Raw genomic sequence first — 13,138 nt, 5'->3', positions numbered from 1 at the left:
CGTCCGCGCGGCGCCCACCCGACGCCTACCTGACGGTAGCAATCCGCGCCGCACCCATTGACCGCACCGTCGGACGGCCCTACGGTCCCCATAGTCCTTTCTGGACCATCTGATCAGGACCGTGGGGAACCGCACAGGCGGGAGGGTCGCGATGCGGCGGCTGAACGGCACGACGGACGACCGGGGCGGACGGACGGAAGGACCGCGGCAGGTCCGCTGGGGCCGGGTGGCCGCCCTCGCGGTCGCCGGGCTCTGCGTCGTCTACGCGCCCATCGCCATGACCGACGTCTGGCCCTACGAGCACCCCGGTGCGTTCGCGCCCGGCCGGTGGGTGCTCGCCCACTCCGGGGTCTCGCCCGCCTACGTGGCCGAGGCGCTCGCCGACCGCCTCGAACCGTACCGGCGCAGCTTCGTGCCGCTGCTGGTGCACACGGTCCTCGGCGGCGTCCTGATGCTGCTCGGGCCGCTCCAGCTCTGGTCGGCCGTCCGGCGGCGGATCCGGCTGCACCGCACCGTCGGCGTCGTCTTCGCCGTCACGGTGTACGCGTCGATGGCCGGCGCCGCCGTCTACCTGGCCCGCACCCCGCCGGCCCAGGCGTTCAGCGGGGCCGCGTTCTGGGTCGTCCTCGCCACCATCCTGGTCGGCACGGTGCTGAGCACGACGCTCGGCATCGGCGCCGCCCTCACCGGCTTCCCCGACCTGCACCAGCGCTGGCTGCTGCTCTGCTACGGCTACCTGATGACGGCGCCGCTGCTGCGCCTGGAGTGGGGCGCGCTGCCGCTCGTCCTCGGGAGCCGGCCGGTCGCCGAGCTCAACCGGGTGGCGATCATGCACCTCGGGTCGATCGTGACGTTCGGCGCCCTGGCCGCCTCCCGGGCCCTCGACCGGCGGACCACCGTGCGCGGCATGACCGGCACGTGGTGCCCGCCCGCCGTCCTGGCCGCCGCCCAACTCGTGGGCGCCGCCGGGGTGGTGTGGCTGGTCCGGTCGTTCGCGGCCTGGGGCCCGGAGGGCCGGCGGCTCCTGCTCGCCTACCTGATCCCGCTCCTGCTGACGTACGTCTTCATCATGGTGCGGCAGCGGCGGACGACGGGCTGGGCGCGCGAGGAGTGGCGGCTGCACCTGGCGTTCCTGTGCCTGGCGCCCGCGTTCTCCGCCGTCGCGGCACCGCTCTTCGAGCACGGGATGCGCCTGGACGGGCGGACCGCGCTCATGGCCGGTGTCGGCATCGGCTGCGGGATGCTCGCCTTCGCGGCCACCGCGGTAGTGAGCCTGCGGGTGCTGTACGCGCGTGAGGTGACGAAGCGTCAGAGCAAGGCGCCAGCCGCGCGGCCGCCGTCGGCCCTCCCGCTGTAGCAACCTCTGCCCGGGCCGACGGCCAACTCACCAGGAGGACCGTACACATGAGCACCCAGGACCCGGACCTCGGTGGCCGGGAGCTGTCGCCCGCCATCACGACGCTGTCCGCCGTCGTCGCGGTCGTCAGCATCCTGACCGGCGCACTGATGGCCGTCGCGGGCCTGACCGGGCACGCCTTCGGCGCGTGGCACTCACCGGAGGCGCTCAGCCCCGGGCTGATCGGCGCGGCCATGGTCGGCGTCTCCCCCGGGCTGCTCGTGGTCGGCCGCGCGCGGGTGTGGGAGGAGGTGCGCACGCTCGTCCTGCCGACCGCCGTCGTGCTCGTCGGCCTGTTCGCCGTCAGCGTCGCCGACGGGGGCGAACTGCACGTCGCCACCGGCGGGTTGATCATCCTGGTGATGTTCAGCCTGGGCTGGGTGGCCGTGCTCGGCGCGCTGGCCGCCGCGGCGGTGCTCTGCCTCGTCGTGCAGTACCGGCGGCCGGTCACCGCGCCCCCGGCCCGGACCGCCCCGCTGCCCGCGTGGTCGAAGCCGCTGCTCGCGGTGCTCGGCTCCGGGTGGCTCGGCCTCGGTACCGGCCTGGTGCTCGCTCCCCGCTTCTGGGGCGGGCTCGTGCCGTGGGCGGTCGGCCGGGCCGACGCGCAGGGCCTCGGGGTGTGGTGCCTCGCGCTCGGGGTGGGCGTGCTCGGCGCCCTCGCCGAGGACGACCTCGCCCGGCTGCGGCCCGCCCTGCTCTCCGTCCCCGGGGTGGCACTGGCGTCGGCCGTCCTGCTGGCCGGGCGCGCGGGGGACGTCACGTGGTCGTCCGGGGCGGCGCTCCCGCTCGTCGTCCTGCTCGCCGGCCTGCTCTCCACCGGCGCCATCGGCCACTGGCTGCTGACCCGGCGGGCCGTGCCGGCCTGACGGGCTCCCAGGGCCCGCCTCCAAACCCCCGCCTGCCGTGCGACGCCCGGGCACACCCTACGATCACCCGCATGGGGAACTGGCACGTCACCGTCATCGACCAGCAGCGCAAGCGCGGCATGGACCCGGTCTACGCGGTGCGCGAGGAGCCGTTCGCCGCGCGCGACGGCCTGGTCATCGGCGGCCGCACCGGCGAGATCACCTGCACCGACACCGCCGGGCGCCTCCGGTGGACCCGCCCCGTCCCGGGGACGCCGAACGCGGCGCACATCTCCTCCGGACGCGTCCTCGTCACCACCGGCTCGATCAACTACCACGCGTGGGGCCACCTCGGCCCCGCCTACCTCCTCGACCTCGCGGACGGCACCCTGGTCGCCGAACTCCGCGGCGAGCGCGGCGCGACGCTCGGCGGAGGCCGGTTCCTGCTCGGACTGGAGGGCTACGACCACTTCCACACCTGGCAGTTCGACCGCGACGGCAACGTCACCGACACCTGGCGCAGCTACGGCCACTACGTCGTCGGCACCGGCGTCCGCGTCGTCGAGGCCGACCGCGCGACCCCGACCGGGAGCCGCGTCGTGCGCCTCCTGCCCGGCGGCGTGATCGAGCGCAGCGCCCTGCTGCTCACGTCCTCGCAGGTGCGCGAGCCGGTCGTGCTGTCCGACGGCACGGTCCTGGTCCTGGACGCGGGCGTGCTGCGGGCCGTCGGCCGCGACCTGACGGACACCGTGCTCGCCGAGCTCCTGGCCGTGCCCGAAGGCGAAGGCGAGCGGTTCGTCGCCACGCTGGAGCGGACGGCCGCCGACCGCCTCACGGCCGTCGTCCGCGAGCGCAACCCCGAGCGGCCGAACAAGTACCTCACGCACACCTGGACGCTCGCCCTCCACCCGCCGCAGTGACGGGCGGAGGACTCGGGGGTGTCTGCCCGTCAGTCCACGACGGGGAGTTCGAGGTAGGACGGACGGGCTCCGCCGTGGCCGATCGCGTACGCGGCGCGGCCGTCGGCGGGGAGCAGCTGGAACGAGTCCGGGTTCGCCGCGGCGACCGTGACGCGGATCCGGTCGCCCGCCTTGAACAGCACCGAGGTGGGGAGCAGGTCCACCGTCACCCGCTCGGGGCGGCCCTGCGGGAACGGGGTCGCGTCGGCGGCGGCGTACGTACGGGGCGTGCGCAGGCTCCGCCAGTCGGGGTTGTCGTCCCGGTCGGCCACCGCGCGGTCGGCCAGGGCGAGTTGGCCTTCCGTCAGGTACGTGACGCGGCCGTCCGGGGTGACGTCCTCCAGGTACACGTGCAGGGCGCCGTTCGCCGATCCCTCCAGCCCGGTGACGTCGAGGACCACGCGGCCGAGGCCGGTCACCCGGGTGTCGCGGCCGAGGGCCGGGCCGGTGTAGCTGAGGAGACGGGTGTCCACGGCGGCGCGGTCGGGGTAACTGACCTTGTTCCCGGTGAGGTTGGTGTTCCAGCGGTCGAACGGGCCGGTCCCGGCGGTCGGGTCGAGGCGGAGCGTGTCACTGCCCCCGCCCGTACCGCCACTGCCCTTGCCGCCGTCGCCGCCGTCCTCCTCCGGGCGCTGCCAGGAGAGCGCGTTTCCGCCGTCGAGGTAGAGGCGGCGGTCGCGGGTGCCGGACAGCGGGAAGCGGTCGGTCGTGCGCCAGACCCCCTCGTTCATGGTGTAGTAGTGCAACTCCCGCTTGCCATCCGACTGTTCGCCGTTCTTGACGTACCGGTCGAAGAACGCGACGGTCCGGTCGTCGAGTTGGGCGCGCTCGGCGTCCGTCAGGTGGCGCGGGGTCCGGAACGGGTCCGCGATCCACGCCATGCCGTGGCTCCACGGGCCGATCCACGCGTCCTGGGTGTTCGACAGGGTGGTGAACTGGGACAGCACGCCGTTGGCGGTGCCCGCGTCGAGCCAGCCGGCGTCCGTCAGGACGGGCACTGCGCCCGCCTCGACGGCGTCGGTCTTCTCGCCGACGCTGCCGACCATCCAGCTCTTCGGTCCGTCCTGGTAGTCGCGGTAGGCGCCCTGGTGGGCCATCTCGACGAGGTTGGCGTTGCCCGCGTGCTCGGCCCGGGCGGCGGCCAGCAGAGCGAGGCCGTCCGGACCGTCCACCGGCCGCGGGATCGCGCCGGTGAGGCCGGTGGCGTCGCACACCGCCCGGGTCTCGGCGCTGGTGTCGCAGGTGGTGCCGGCCGACCGGTCGAGGATCCGCAGGAGCATCGCGTAGGGCGCGATCCGCGGTTCGATGAGCACCCCGCCGGGGCGCACCAGGTCCTCGTACGGGTCGAAGTCGTAGGAGACCGGCGCGGCGGCGGTGATGTGGTGGTCGCCGAGCGCGGTGGCGAGCATCGCCGTGTCGCCGCCGTAGGAGACGCCGGTGGTGCCGACCCGGCCGTCGGACCAGGGCTGCGCGGCGATCCAGTCGCTCAGGGAGCCGCTGTCGGCGACGGCCTTCTCGCCGATCTCGGCGTCCAGCGTGCCGAAGGACGCGCCGGTGCCGCGCAGGTCGGCGACGACGTAGGCGTAGCCGCGGGCGTTCCACCCCGCCGCGTCGCCGCTCTCGCCCTGGTCGGGGACGCCCTGCTGGACACGGGCCCGCCAGTAGCGCTGGGTGACCAGGACCGTCGGCAGGTTCGCGCCCGCGGTGGTGCCGGCGGGCAGGTGGACGTCGACGGCCAGCCGCACGCCGTCGGGCATGGGCACGTACAGCGACCGCAGGTGCGGTTCGGCCGGCGGTGCGGCGGCAGCGGCCGGGACCGTCGACAGCCCGAGCACGGTCAGTGCCGCGACCGCCGCCGCCGAGGCGCGGCGGAGCCTCCCCCCTCCACGGCTCATCGGACCGTCGCCTCCCACGGACCCTTCTCCGGGCGGGCCTCGGAGTCCGTCCCCGGCCACGGCGGCATCGTGACGGCCGCGATGCGCAGCGGCCCTTCGGCGTCGTCGTCCGCCCGGAACTGGAACGCGGTGCCCAGCGGTATCGAGGCGGCCGTCCCGGGGGCGAGCGGGACGGTCTCCTCGCGGTCCCCCTGCCGGCGCCACAGCCGGCCGCGGCCCTCGGTGACGAACCACAGTTCCTGCACGGTGGCGTGCGACACCGCGCGCGTCACGTCCCCGGGTGCGAGCTCGAAGACCGCGAGGCTCCCCTGCCCGGCCAGGTCGAGCAGCGGGAACACCGCCGCACCGTCCGGCGCCACCACGACGGGCGCCTCGCCTACATCTGTCGTCCCGAACGGCTGCACGTTCAACGAATGCATGTGAATCGGACCCGGCCTCTCTGGCACGTCTTCCACGACGGAACACCGCTGGCTCGCCCCCACCGCCGATGGGATCACGCGCTGCGGAACGCCCGCCAGAGGACCGGTCCCTGGCTTTACCCTGAGCCCGGCGTCCGGGTCACCCCTCGGGTCACCCGGTGCGCTCAGTCACCCGCCGTGACGGCCGTCCCGCCGAACTCGCGGACCGCGTCCGCCACGATCGCGTCCAGCCGCGCGTGGTGTGCGCCGCGCCAGTACGCCTGGCCGCAGTCCGCGCACTGCGCGAACGCGTCGTACGAGCGCTCGGTGCCGTCGTGCAGTTGCTCGCGCACCGTCGTCTTCTCCACCGTGCGCAGCGTCCCGTTGCACGTCGTGCAGCGGCTCCACGGGGCCAGCGGCGGGGCGAAGCGGGAGAGGACGTCGCGCAGCTGCTCGGCCGGGCGGTGGCTGTAGACGTAGGCGCCGGCCCAGAGTTCGCGGCGGCGCAGGAGGCCGCGGTCGCGCGAGAGCATGACGCGCCGCTCGGCGGCGGAGCGGGCGGCGAGGGCGGCGTCGCCGATGTCCGGGTTCTCGTAGGCGGCGTCGACGCCGAGCAGGCGAAGGCGGCGGGCGAGGGTGCCGAGGTGGACGTCGAGCAGGAAGCGCAGCGGGCCCGGGGCGGGCTGCGGGCGGACCACCCCGCGCACCTCGACGTGTTCGGCGTCGGCCGGGACGTGCGAGTCGGGCACCGGGCGGCCGTCGACGAGCAGGGCCCCGACCTCGGTGAGCGGCACCCCGAGGGACTCGACGACGTGGCCGAGCGTCGAGGTGCCGTCGGTGCGCAGCTCGGACCGGCCCTCGCGGCGCCGGCCGGCGACGAAGAGGTGCAGCTCAGGGGCGAAGTCGACGAAGATCTGCGGTCTGTCCGGGGTGTCCACGCGGCCAGCATGCCAGCGGGCGGCGAGCCGGGGCCACCGTTTTCCGGCGCCGGTCCGGCCGTGCGGTGCCGGAGTACGATCGGACGTATCCGGAGCAACGGCGGCCTTGGGAGCACGCGATGGCCGGTGACAGGCAGCCCCACGACGGCCGGCGGGCCCACGGCGACCGGCGGGACGACGATGCGGCGGGACCCCTGGCCCGCCTGGACACCGGGGAGCCGGACGACCTCTTCGACGGCCGCGACGAGCGCGGGCCCCGCCGGAAGGGCGAGGAGCAGCCCTACGGCGGCGACGACGACCTCTACGGCGCCTCGGCGGCGGTGGCCGGCGTCGGGGCCGCGGACGTCAGCGCGTCGGACGCGGCGGTGAGCGGCGCCGAGGAGCCCGACGACGGGTGACGCCGGTCGCGCTCGGCCCACCGGACGGCCGGGCCCATCGCGTAGCCGGCCGCCAGGAACACCGCGCCGAGCACGAGCCAGCCGGGCAGTCCGCCGTCGAGCAGCAGCGTCGTGAGGACGAGCGGCCCGAGGGTCCGCGCGACGGCGACGCCCGTCCCGAAGAAGCCCTGGTACTGCCCGATCCGGTCGGCGGGCGCGAGGTCGAAGCTGATCTGCCACGACCCGGCCGACTGCCGCATCTCCCCCACCAGCAGGAAGACCGAGCCGCCCAGCAGCAGCGCCGCGAACGCCCACTCGGGCACGTCCAGCGCCGAGAGGCCGAACACCGCGCACGAGCCGAGCAGCAGCACACCGGCCGAGCGCACCGCGCGCGAACCCGACGCGGGGTCGCTGACGTCGCGCGCCACCCGCACCTGGAACGCCATCACACCCACGGTGTTGAGGACGAACAGCACGGACCCGAGCCAGCCGAGGCCCGACGCCCGCTGCGCGAGCCAGAGCGGGATCACGAGGCTCAGCAGCGGCATCCGTAGCAGCAGAACGGTGTTGACGAGCGCGACGGCGGCGTACCGGCGGTCCGTCAGCACCTCGAAGCGCGGCCCCGGCCTCGACTGACCCGCCGTCGAAGGGACTTCGGGCAGCCGCAGCAGGACCAGCCCTCCGACGACGAACCCGAGCGAGGTCACGACGAACGCCCCGAGGTACGCCTCGCGGGTGCCGACGGTCAGCGCGATGCCGCCGATCGCGGCGCCGACCGCCAGTCCGCCGTTGAGCGTCGACTGCAGGTGGGCCAGCAGGCCGGTCCGCTCCGCGGGCGACACCAGCCCGCCGACGAGCGCCTGGCGCGCGGCGGTGAGCCCGGACTGGGTGGTCGCGTAGAGGCAGATGGCGGCCAGGAACAGCGGGTAGGAGCGGATCACCAGGAACAGCGCGACGACCGCCGCCGTCGCCAGCGCGAGCCCCACCGCCGTGCGGCGCGGGCCCCGCTGGTCGGCGAGCTGGCCCAGCGGCACGCCCGCGAGCGAGCCGAGCGCCCACGCGACGGCGAGGCCGACGCCGAGGCGGGCCGCGGACATCCCGACGACGTGCGTGAAGTAGAGCGCGGAGCAGGTGTAGTAGGCACCGTCCCCGACGGCGCTCGCCAACTGGGCGGCGGCGAGCGTCCGCTGGGGCCCGGCGGGCGGGACGAGACGAGTCGGCACTTCGCTCCTGACAGGTCGGTGGACGGCGCGCGGGCCGCCCGTTCGCAACGGTTCACAACGGTTCGCACGCCAGCCTAGGGAGCCGGTGGCCCATCCGGAAGAGCCAATGATCAAGCTCTTTCCTGGGCCACTTGCCCATCGGCACCCGCACCGGCACGCGACGGCTGAACCACCGTGCGACGGCGTCATCCGTTCGCCCGCAAGCGACCCGCCCGCCGGACCAAATTTGCCGGTGTTGACCCGTCAGTAACGCCCTCCTATGCTCAACGGCGTTCGCGACCCGGCACCGACCGTACCGGCGCCGTCACCGGCTCGAAGGGCTCCTCCCATCACCACCTCCACCGCCCCCTCGGGCGGCGCCCCCGGCGCGCCCGACGCGGCCGACGCACCCGACGCCGAACCCGGTCGCCGCCGCTTCCTCACCTACCTCCTCGCCGCGCCCACCCTCACCGTCGCCGCCCGGCTCGGCCTGGACGCCGCCGCCCCGGCCACCGCGCGCGCCGCCGTCAGCGCCGCCGCAAAAACCGCCGCGAATGCTCAAACCAGCTCCGCACCGCCGCAGTTGATCGGCCTGCCGGGCATCCCGGACGTCCTGGACCTCGGCGACGCCCTCATCCTGGCCGGCCTGCCGACCTCCCACCTGCTCGTCCTGGAGCTCACCGCCGCCGGGCGCGCCGTCCTGCACCTGCCCCGCCTGGAAGTCGGCCAGGGCCTCACCACCGCCGTCGCGATGCTCGTCGCCGACGAACTCGACGCCCGCCTCGCCGACGTCGACGTGCCGCTCTCCGACGGCCGCCCCGAGCTGCTGTTCAACCAGCTCACCGGCGCCTCCAACTCGGTGCGCTCGCTGTACGACCCGGTGCGCGCCGCCGCTGCCGCCGCCCGCGCCCGCCTGGTGACCGCCGCCGCGCGCCGCTGGGACCTCCCCGCCGGCACCCTGCGCACCGCCGACTCCGCCGTCCTCGCCCCGGACGGCCGCCGCGCCGGCTACGGCGAACTCGCCGCCGACGCCGCGGCGATCACCGTCCCGGCCGTGTCCTCGGCCCCCAAGACGGCGGACCGGCTGCGCCTCGTCGGCAGGCCCACCGGCCGCATCGACGCCCGCGACATCGTCACCGGCCGCGCCAAGTACACCGGGGACCTGGCCGTCCCGGGCGCCGTGCCGACCGTCGTCGCCCGCCCGACCACCGTCAACGGCACGCTCGACTCCCTGGACGCCACCGCCGCCCGCGCCATGCCCGGCGTGCTCGGCGTCGTACGGATCCCGAGCGGCGTCGCCGTCCTCGCCGAGACCTTCGACCAGGCGCTGAAGGCCCGCGACGCACTCGTCACCACCTGGCACCCGGGCCCGGCCGCCGGCCTGTCCGACGCCGACGTCCGCGACCGGCTCCGCGCCGCCCACGCGCCGTTCCTCGTCCCGCCGCTGCTCACCGCCCACGTGGACGGCGAGTTCGACTTCGCCTTCGTCAACCACGCCCCGATGGAGGTCCTGACGGCGATCGCGGACGTGCGGCCGGGCCGGGCCGAACTCTGGTTCGCCGCGCAGACCCCGATCGTCGCCCAGCAGACCATCGCCGCCGAACTCGGCCTCCCCCAGGACGCCGTGACGGTCCACGTGGTGCGCGGCGGCGGCTCGTTCGGGCGGCGGCTGTTCTTCGACGCCGCGCTGGAGGCCGCGCAGATCTCCAGGGCGGCCGGCCGCCCGGTCAAGCTCATGTGGACGCGCAACGACGACATGCGGCACGGCCGCATGCGCCCCGCGAGCCACCACCGCGTCCGGGCCACCCACGCCCTCGGCCAGGTGCTCAGCTACGAGCACCGCGCCGCCACCGTCAAGACCGACATGCGGCACGGCCTCGGCGAGGCCCTGACCGCCGCCGGGTTCAACCTCTCGCTCGCCGGGATCAGCCTCAACCAGGCCTTCTTCCTCCTCGCCGAGAAGAACCCCTACAACGTCGGACTCCCGACCCAGCTGCTCACCGAAGTACCCCTGGACGTGCACACCGGCAGCTGGCGCTCGGTCTACTCCGGCACCGTCCGGGTCGCCGACGAGATCATGATGGACGAACTCGCCCGCCGGATGGGCCAGGACGAGGTCGCCTTCCGCCGCGCCCGGCTGCGCGACGCCGCCGGCCGGGCCGTCCTGGACGCCGCGGCCACGGCCGGGAACTGGGGCCGCCCGATGCCGCCCGGCCAGGCCCAGGGCGTCGGCTACCACGACGAGAACGGCGGGCGCGCCGCCTACCTCGTGGAGATCGACGCCACCGACCCGAAGAACCCGCGCGTCACCAAGGCCGTGATCGCCGCCGACGTCGGCCAGGTGGTCAACCCCCGAGGCCTGGAAGCCCAGTTGACCGGCGCGCTGATGGACGGCATCTCGGTGATCCTCCAGGCCGGCAACCACCTCGACAACGGCGCCTTCCGCGAGGGCAGTTACGGAGACTTCCACTACGCGCGGCAGCGGCACTCGCCGCCCGCCGTCGAGATCCACCTCATGCCGCCGAGCGGACCGCCCGGCGGCGCGGGCGAGTTGGGCGTCCCCGCCGCCTCCGCCGCGGTGGCCAACGCCTACGCCCGCGCGACCGGCACGAGCCCGCGCTCGTTCCCGATCAACTTCTGACCCTCCCACCCACGTTCCCGCCGAAGGACCCCGCCTCCCCATGCCCAGCCACACGTTCGTCCTCAACGGACAGCCGGTCACCGTCGACGCGCCGGACGACATGCCGCTGCTCTGGGTGCTGCGCGACAAGCTCGGCGTCACCGGCCCCAAGTACGGCTGCGGCGTGGGCGTCTGCCGCGCCTGCACCAGCCACCTGGACGGCCGGGAGTTCCAGCCCTGCACGATGGCGGTCAAGGACTGCGCGGGCCGCGCCGTCACCACGATCGAGGGCCTCGCCGACGGCGACACCCTGCACCCCGTCCAGGAGGCCTGGCTCGCCTGCGACGTCGCCCAGTGCGGCTTCTGCCAGCCCGGCCAGATCATGACCGCCGCCGCCCTGCTGCGCCGCACGCCCGCCCCGACGGACGCCGACATCGACCAGATCCAGAACATCTGCCGCTGCGGCACCTACCCCCGCATCCGCGAGGCGATCAAGCAGGCCGCGGCCGCCACCCGGCCGGCGTCGTAGGCGGAGCGAACAGCCCCGGCAGAGGCCGAATCCCGCCGGGGCCGAGGTTCACACCCGGCTCACACGCCGAGCTCCTTCGCCGCCAGCGCCGTGCCCTGCACCCGCGCCGCGATCTTGGCGAACGCGGTCTCGCGCGAGGTGGAGGTGTCGTCGGCGAACGGCGAGAACCCGCAGTCGTCGGTGGTGCCCAGCCGGTCGACCGGGATGTGCCGGGCCGCCGCCAGCACGCGGTCGCGCACCTCCTCCGCGGTCTCCACCCGGGGGTCGATCGGGTCGGTCACCCCGATGAACACCTTGGCGTCCGAGGGGAGGTGGTCCGCGATGACGGCCAGGACGCGGTCAGGGTCGGCCTCGCTCGCCAGCTGCACGTAGAACTTGCCGGCCTTCAGCTGGAAGAGCTTCGGCAGCAGCCCGGCGTAGTCGACGTCCAGGCTGTGGGTGGAGTCGAGGTCCCCACCCGGGCAGGTGTGCACACCGATGCGCGCCCGCTCCTCCGCGGAAAAGCGGTCGAGCACCCGGTTGTTGAGGGCCACGAAGTCGTCCAGGAGGCCGCCGGACGGGTCCAGCTTGAGCGACAACCTCCCCTCGGTGAAGTCGAGTTGGACGGTGTGGGCGCCCGCGTCCAGGCAGCCCCGGATGTCCGCCTCGGCCTCGTCGACCAGGTCCTCCAGGAACACCTCCCGCGCATACCCGTCGATGCCGCCGGCCGGGTAGAGGAGGCTGAGCGCGGACGGCGCGATGACGGCCTGCTTGACGGGCTTCGACGTGTGGCGCAGCGCGTCCCGCAGGTAGGTGTCGGCGCGCACCTGGTACCGGAACGGCCCGGCGGTCAGGCTCGGCAGCTGCCGGGTGTGCCCGTCGGCGAACGGGATGACGGCGCCGCCCCCGTCGAGGGACTTCAGACCCGTCAGGGGGTACGTCGCGAAGCTCGGCTTGGCCTGCTCGCCGTCCACCAGGACGGGGCAGCCGAGCTCCTCCAGCCGGGCGAGGGTCTCGGCGGTGGCCTCGTCCTGCAGCTTCTTCAAGTCCGCGTCGGAGAGCCGCCCTTCGGCGTGCTCGGCGATGGCGGCGAGCAGCGCGGACGAGCGCGGGATGCTGCCGATGGGCTCCGTGGAAATGGTCATGACCGGACGTTAGAAAGGCGGGCCGCGCACGTGCAACGGGGCGCGCGGCGCACTCCGTTGCCCGCGCGCGCTCCGCACGCCCCCGCCCCGCCGGTTCACGCCCCCGGGACGACCGCCTTGGGGTCGCGCCCGAAGAACCCCGCCAGCCGGTCGTACGGCGGCGCGTCCTCCGGCACGGCGACCTCGGGGCCGAACGCGAAGGAGGCCTCGTCCGCGCCCCGGTACCCCGGCTTGAGCGCTCCGCGCGCCCACGCGAGCGCGGCGAGTGCCACCTCGTGGTCCAGCCCGTCCGTGGACTGCCCGGTGGATTTGGCCAAATCCCAGGCATGGACGGCCAGTTCCGCGACCTCCTGGTCCACCGGGAAGCGGGCCGGGAACGACCCCACCCCGGGCACCTCCAGCGTGCCGGTGAGCTCCCCGGCCTCCCGCCAGGCGTCGACCAGCTCCTCGGCGCCGGCCTCGAAGGCGTGCAGCCAGTCCGCCTCCACCCGCTCGAAGGACTGCGACCAGTCCGGCCGGCCACCGCGCGCCTGGACGGTGAACTGCCGCAGGTCGAACAGGAGATGGCTGATCAGCGTGCCGACGTCCCACGAGCGACAGGGCGTCGGGTGGCCGGCCAGCTCGACGCCGGTGCCGTCGATCAGGCCGGCGGTCTGGGCGAGCGCCCGGGCGAGCAGGTCGATCGGGTCGTCGGTCGCGGTCATGGCACGGCCCTCCTGGGACGGCAGGTGATCGGTCCCCGTGATGCTAACCGCGACCACGAACCATCGCCCGGCCCCCGGGAACCGCCCCACGGCGGATCCGGGGGCGGGGCCGGATGCCGGGGGGCCGGGGCGGGCGGGCGGCCGGGGATGG

At 74.8% G+C, this 13,138-nt stretch carries 12 protein-coding genes; 6 read left to right on the top strand and 6 right to left on the bottom strand.

Annotation, left to right across the window (positions count from 1 at the left end; all coding sequences use genetic code 11):
• Positions 1–121 precede the first annotated feature (121 nt).
• From ACFV4F_RS33020 to ACFV4F_RS33010, 3 genes are all read left to right on the top strand, one after another.
• Entirely contained in the window at positions 122–1,357 is a 1,236-nt protein-coding gene (locus tag ACFV4F_RS33020) for a DUF2306 domain-containing protein (RefSeq protein WP_380508111.1), read from the top strand.
• A gap of 47 nt (positions 1,358–1,404) precedes the next feature.
• Positions 1,405–2,262: a hypothetical protein gene (locus ACFV4F_RS33015; RefSeq protein ID WP_380508108.1), complete on the top strand. Its 858-nt coding sequence runs from the start codon at positions 1,405–1,407 to the stop codon at positions 2,260–2,262.
• Positions 2,263–2,333: 71 nt separating this feature from the next.
• The gene (locus tag ACFV4F_RS33010) at positions 2,334–3,161 is read left to right on the top strand and encodes a hypothetical protein (RefSeq protein WP_380508105.1); all 828 of its coding nucleotides are present in this window, start codon (positions 2,334–2,336) and stop codon (positions 3,159–3,161) included.
• 29 nt (positions 3,162–3,190) lie between these two features.
• On the opposite strand, the gene ACFV4F_RS33005 is transcribed toward ACFV4F_RS33010, so the two are convergent.
• The 3 genes from ACFV4F_RS33005 to ACFV4F_RS32995 form a co-directional block, all read right to left on the bottom strand.
• Positions 3,191–5,095, bottom strand: coding sequence for a CocE/NonD family hydrolase (locus tag ACFV4F_RS33005; protein ID WP_380508102.1), 1,905 nt, complete (start codon positions 5,093–5,095; stop codon positions 3,191–3,193).
• Positions 5,092–5,499 carry a cupin domain-containing protein gene (locus ACFV4F_RS33000; RefSeq protein ID WP_380442721.1) on the bottom strand — a complete coding sequence of 136 codons (408 nt, stop codon included), beginning with the start codon at positions 5,497–5,499 and terminating at the stop codon, positions 5,092–5,094. Before ACFV4F_RS33000 ends, ACFV4F_RS33005 begins: the two co-directional genes overlap by 4 nt.
• Before the next feature lie 179 nt (positions 5,500–5,678).
• Positions 5,679–6,431 carry a Mut7-C RNAse domain-containing protein gene (locus tag ACFV4F_RS32995; RefSeq protein WP_380442704.1) on the bottom strand — a complete coding sequence of 251 codons (753 nt, stop codon included), beginning with the start codon at positions 6,429–6,431 and terminating at the stop codon, positions 5,679–5,681.
• Between the two features lie 119 nt (positions 6,432–6,550).
• Here ACFV4F_RS32995 and ACFV4F_RS32990 point away from each other — a divergent pair, with 119 nt between their 5' ends.
• The gene (locus ACFV4F_RS32990; protein WP_380442706.1) at positions 6,551–6,829 is read left to right on the top strand and encodes a hypothetical protein; all 279 of its coding nucleotides are present in this window, start codon (positions 6,551–6,553) and stop codon (positions 6,827–6,829) included.
• On the opposite strand, the gene ACFV4F_RS32985 is transcribed toward ACFV4F_RS32990, so the two are convergent.
• Complete coding sequence (locus tag ACFV4F_RS32985) at positions 6,733–8,031, bottom strand: MFS transporter (RefSeq protein ID WP_380508099.1); 1,299 nt, start codon at positions 8,029–8,031, stop codon at positions 6,733–6,735. The two genes, ACFV4F_RS32990 and ACFV4F_RS32985, sit on opposite strands and share 97 nt — an antisense overlap.
• Positions 8,032–8,290: 259 nt before the next feature.
• Here ACFV4F_RS32985 and ACFV4F_RS32980 point away from each other — a divergent pair, with 259 nt between their 5' ends.
• Positions 8,291–10,651, top strand: a complete 2,361-nt coding sequence (locus ACFV4F_RS32980) for a molybdopterin cofactor-binding domain-containing protein (RefSeq protein WP_380508096.1) — start codon at positions 8,291–8,293, stop codon at positions 10,649–10,651.
• A 40-nt stretch (positions 10,652–10,691) separates the two neighbouring features.
• A complete protein-coding gene (locus tag ACFV4F_RS32975; protein ID WP_380442713.1) occupies positions 10,692–11,159 on the top strand; it encodes a (2Fe-2S)-binding protein in 468 nt (155 codons plus the stop codon).
• A gap of 59 nt (positions 11,160–11,218) precedes the next feature.
• On the opposite strand, the gene ACFV4F_RS32970 is transcribed toward ACFV4F_RS32975, so the two are convergent.
• Positions 11,219–12,283: a cobalamin-independent methionine synthase II family protein gene (locus ACFV4F_RS32970; RefSeq protein ID WP_380508093.1), complete on the bottom strand. Its 1,065-nt coding sequence runs from the start codon at positions 12,281–12,283 to the stop codon at positions 11,219–11,221.
• 95 nt (positions 12,284–12,378) lie between these two features.
• Complete coding sequence (locus ACFV4F_RS32965) at positions 12,379–12,987, bottom strand: TIGR03086 family metal-binding protein (protein ID WP_380442717.1); 609 nt, start codon at positions 12,985–12,987, stop codon at positions 12,379–12,381.
• Positions 12,988–13,138: the final 151 nt, after the last annotated feature.

The organism is Kitasatospora sp. NPDC059722, assembly GCF_042733235.1.
GTDB lineage: Bacteria > Actinomycetota > Actinomycetes > Streptomycetales > Streptomycetaceae > Kitasatospora.
The sequence above is the reverse complement of the archived record's forward strand: the minus strand, read 5'-3'. Positions and strand labels throughout refer to the sequence as shown.

Excerpts from the sequence above, each read along its gene's own strand:
- ACFV4F_RS33015 (WP_380508108.1), top strand. The coding sequence starts at position 1,405 with ATGAGCACCCAGGACCCGGACCTCGGTGGCCGGGAGCTGTCGCCCGCC.
- ACFV4F_RS33010 (WP_380508105.1), top strand. The coding sequence starts at position 2,334 with ATGGGGAACTGGCACGTCACCGTCATCGACCAGCAGCGCAAGCGCGGC.
- ACFV4F_RS33005 (WP_380508102.1), bottom strand. The coding sequence starts at position 5,095 with ATGAGCCGTGGAGGGGGGAGGCTCCGCCGCGCCTCGGCGGCGGCGGTC.
- ACFV4F_RS32990 (WP_380442706.1), top strand. The coding sequence starts at position 6,551 with ATGGCCGGTGACAGGCAGCCCCACGACGGCCGGCGGGCCCACGGCGAC.
- ACFV4F_RS32980 (WP_380508096.1), top strand. The coding sequence starts at position 8,291 with ATGCTCAACGGCGTTCGCGACCCGGCACCGACCGTACCGGCGCCGTCA.
- ACFV4F_RS32975 (WP_380442713.1), top strand. The coding sequence starts at position 10,692 with ATGCCCAGCCACACGTTCGTCCTCAACGGACAGCCGGTCACCGTCGAC.
- ACFV4F_RS32970 (WP_380508093.1), bottom strand. The coding sequence starts at position 12,283 with ATGACCATTTCCACGGAGCCCATCGGCAGCATCCCGCGCTCGTCCGCG.
- ACFV4F_RS32965 (WP_380442717.1), bottom strand. The coding sequence starts at position 12,987 with ATGACCGCGACCGACGACCCGATCGACCTGCTCGCCCGGGCGCTCGCC.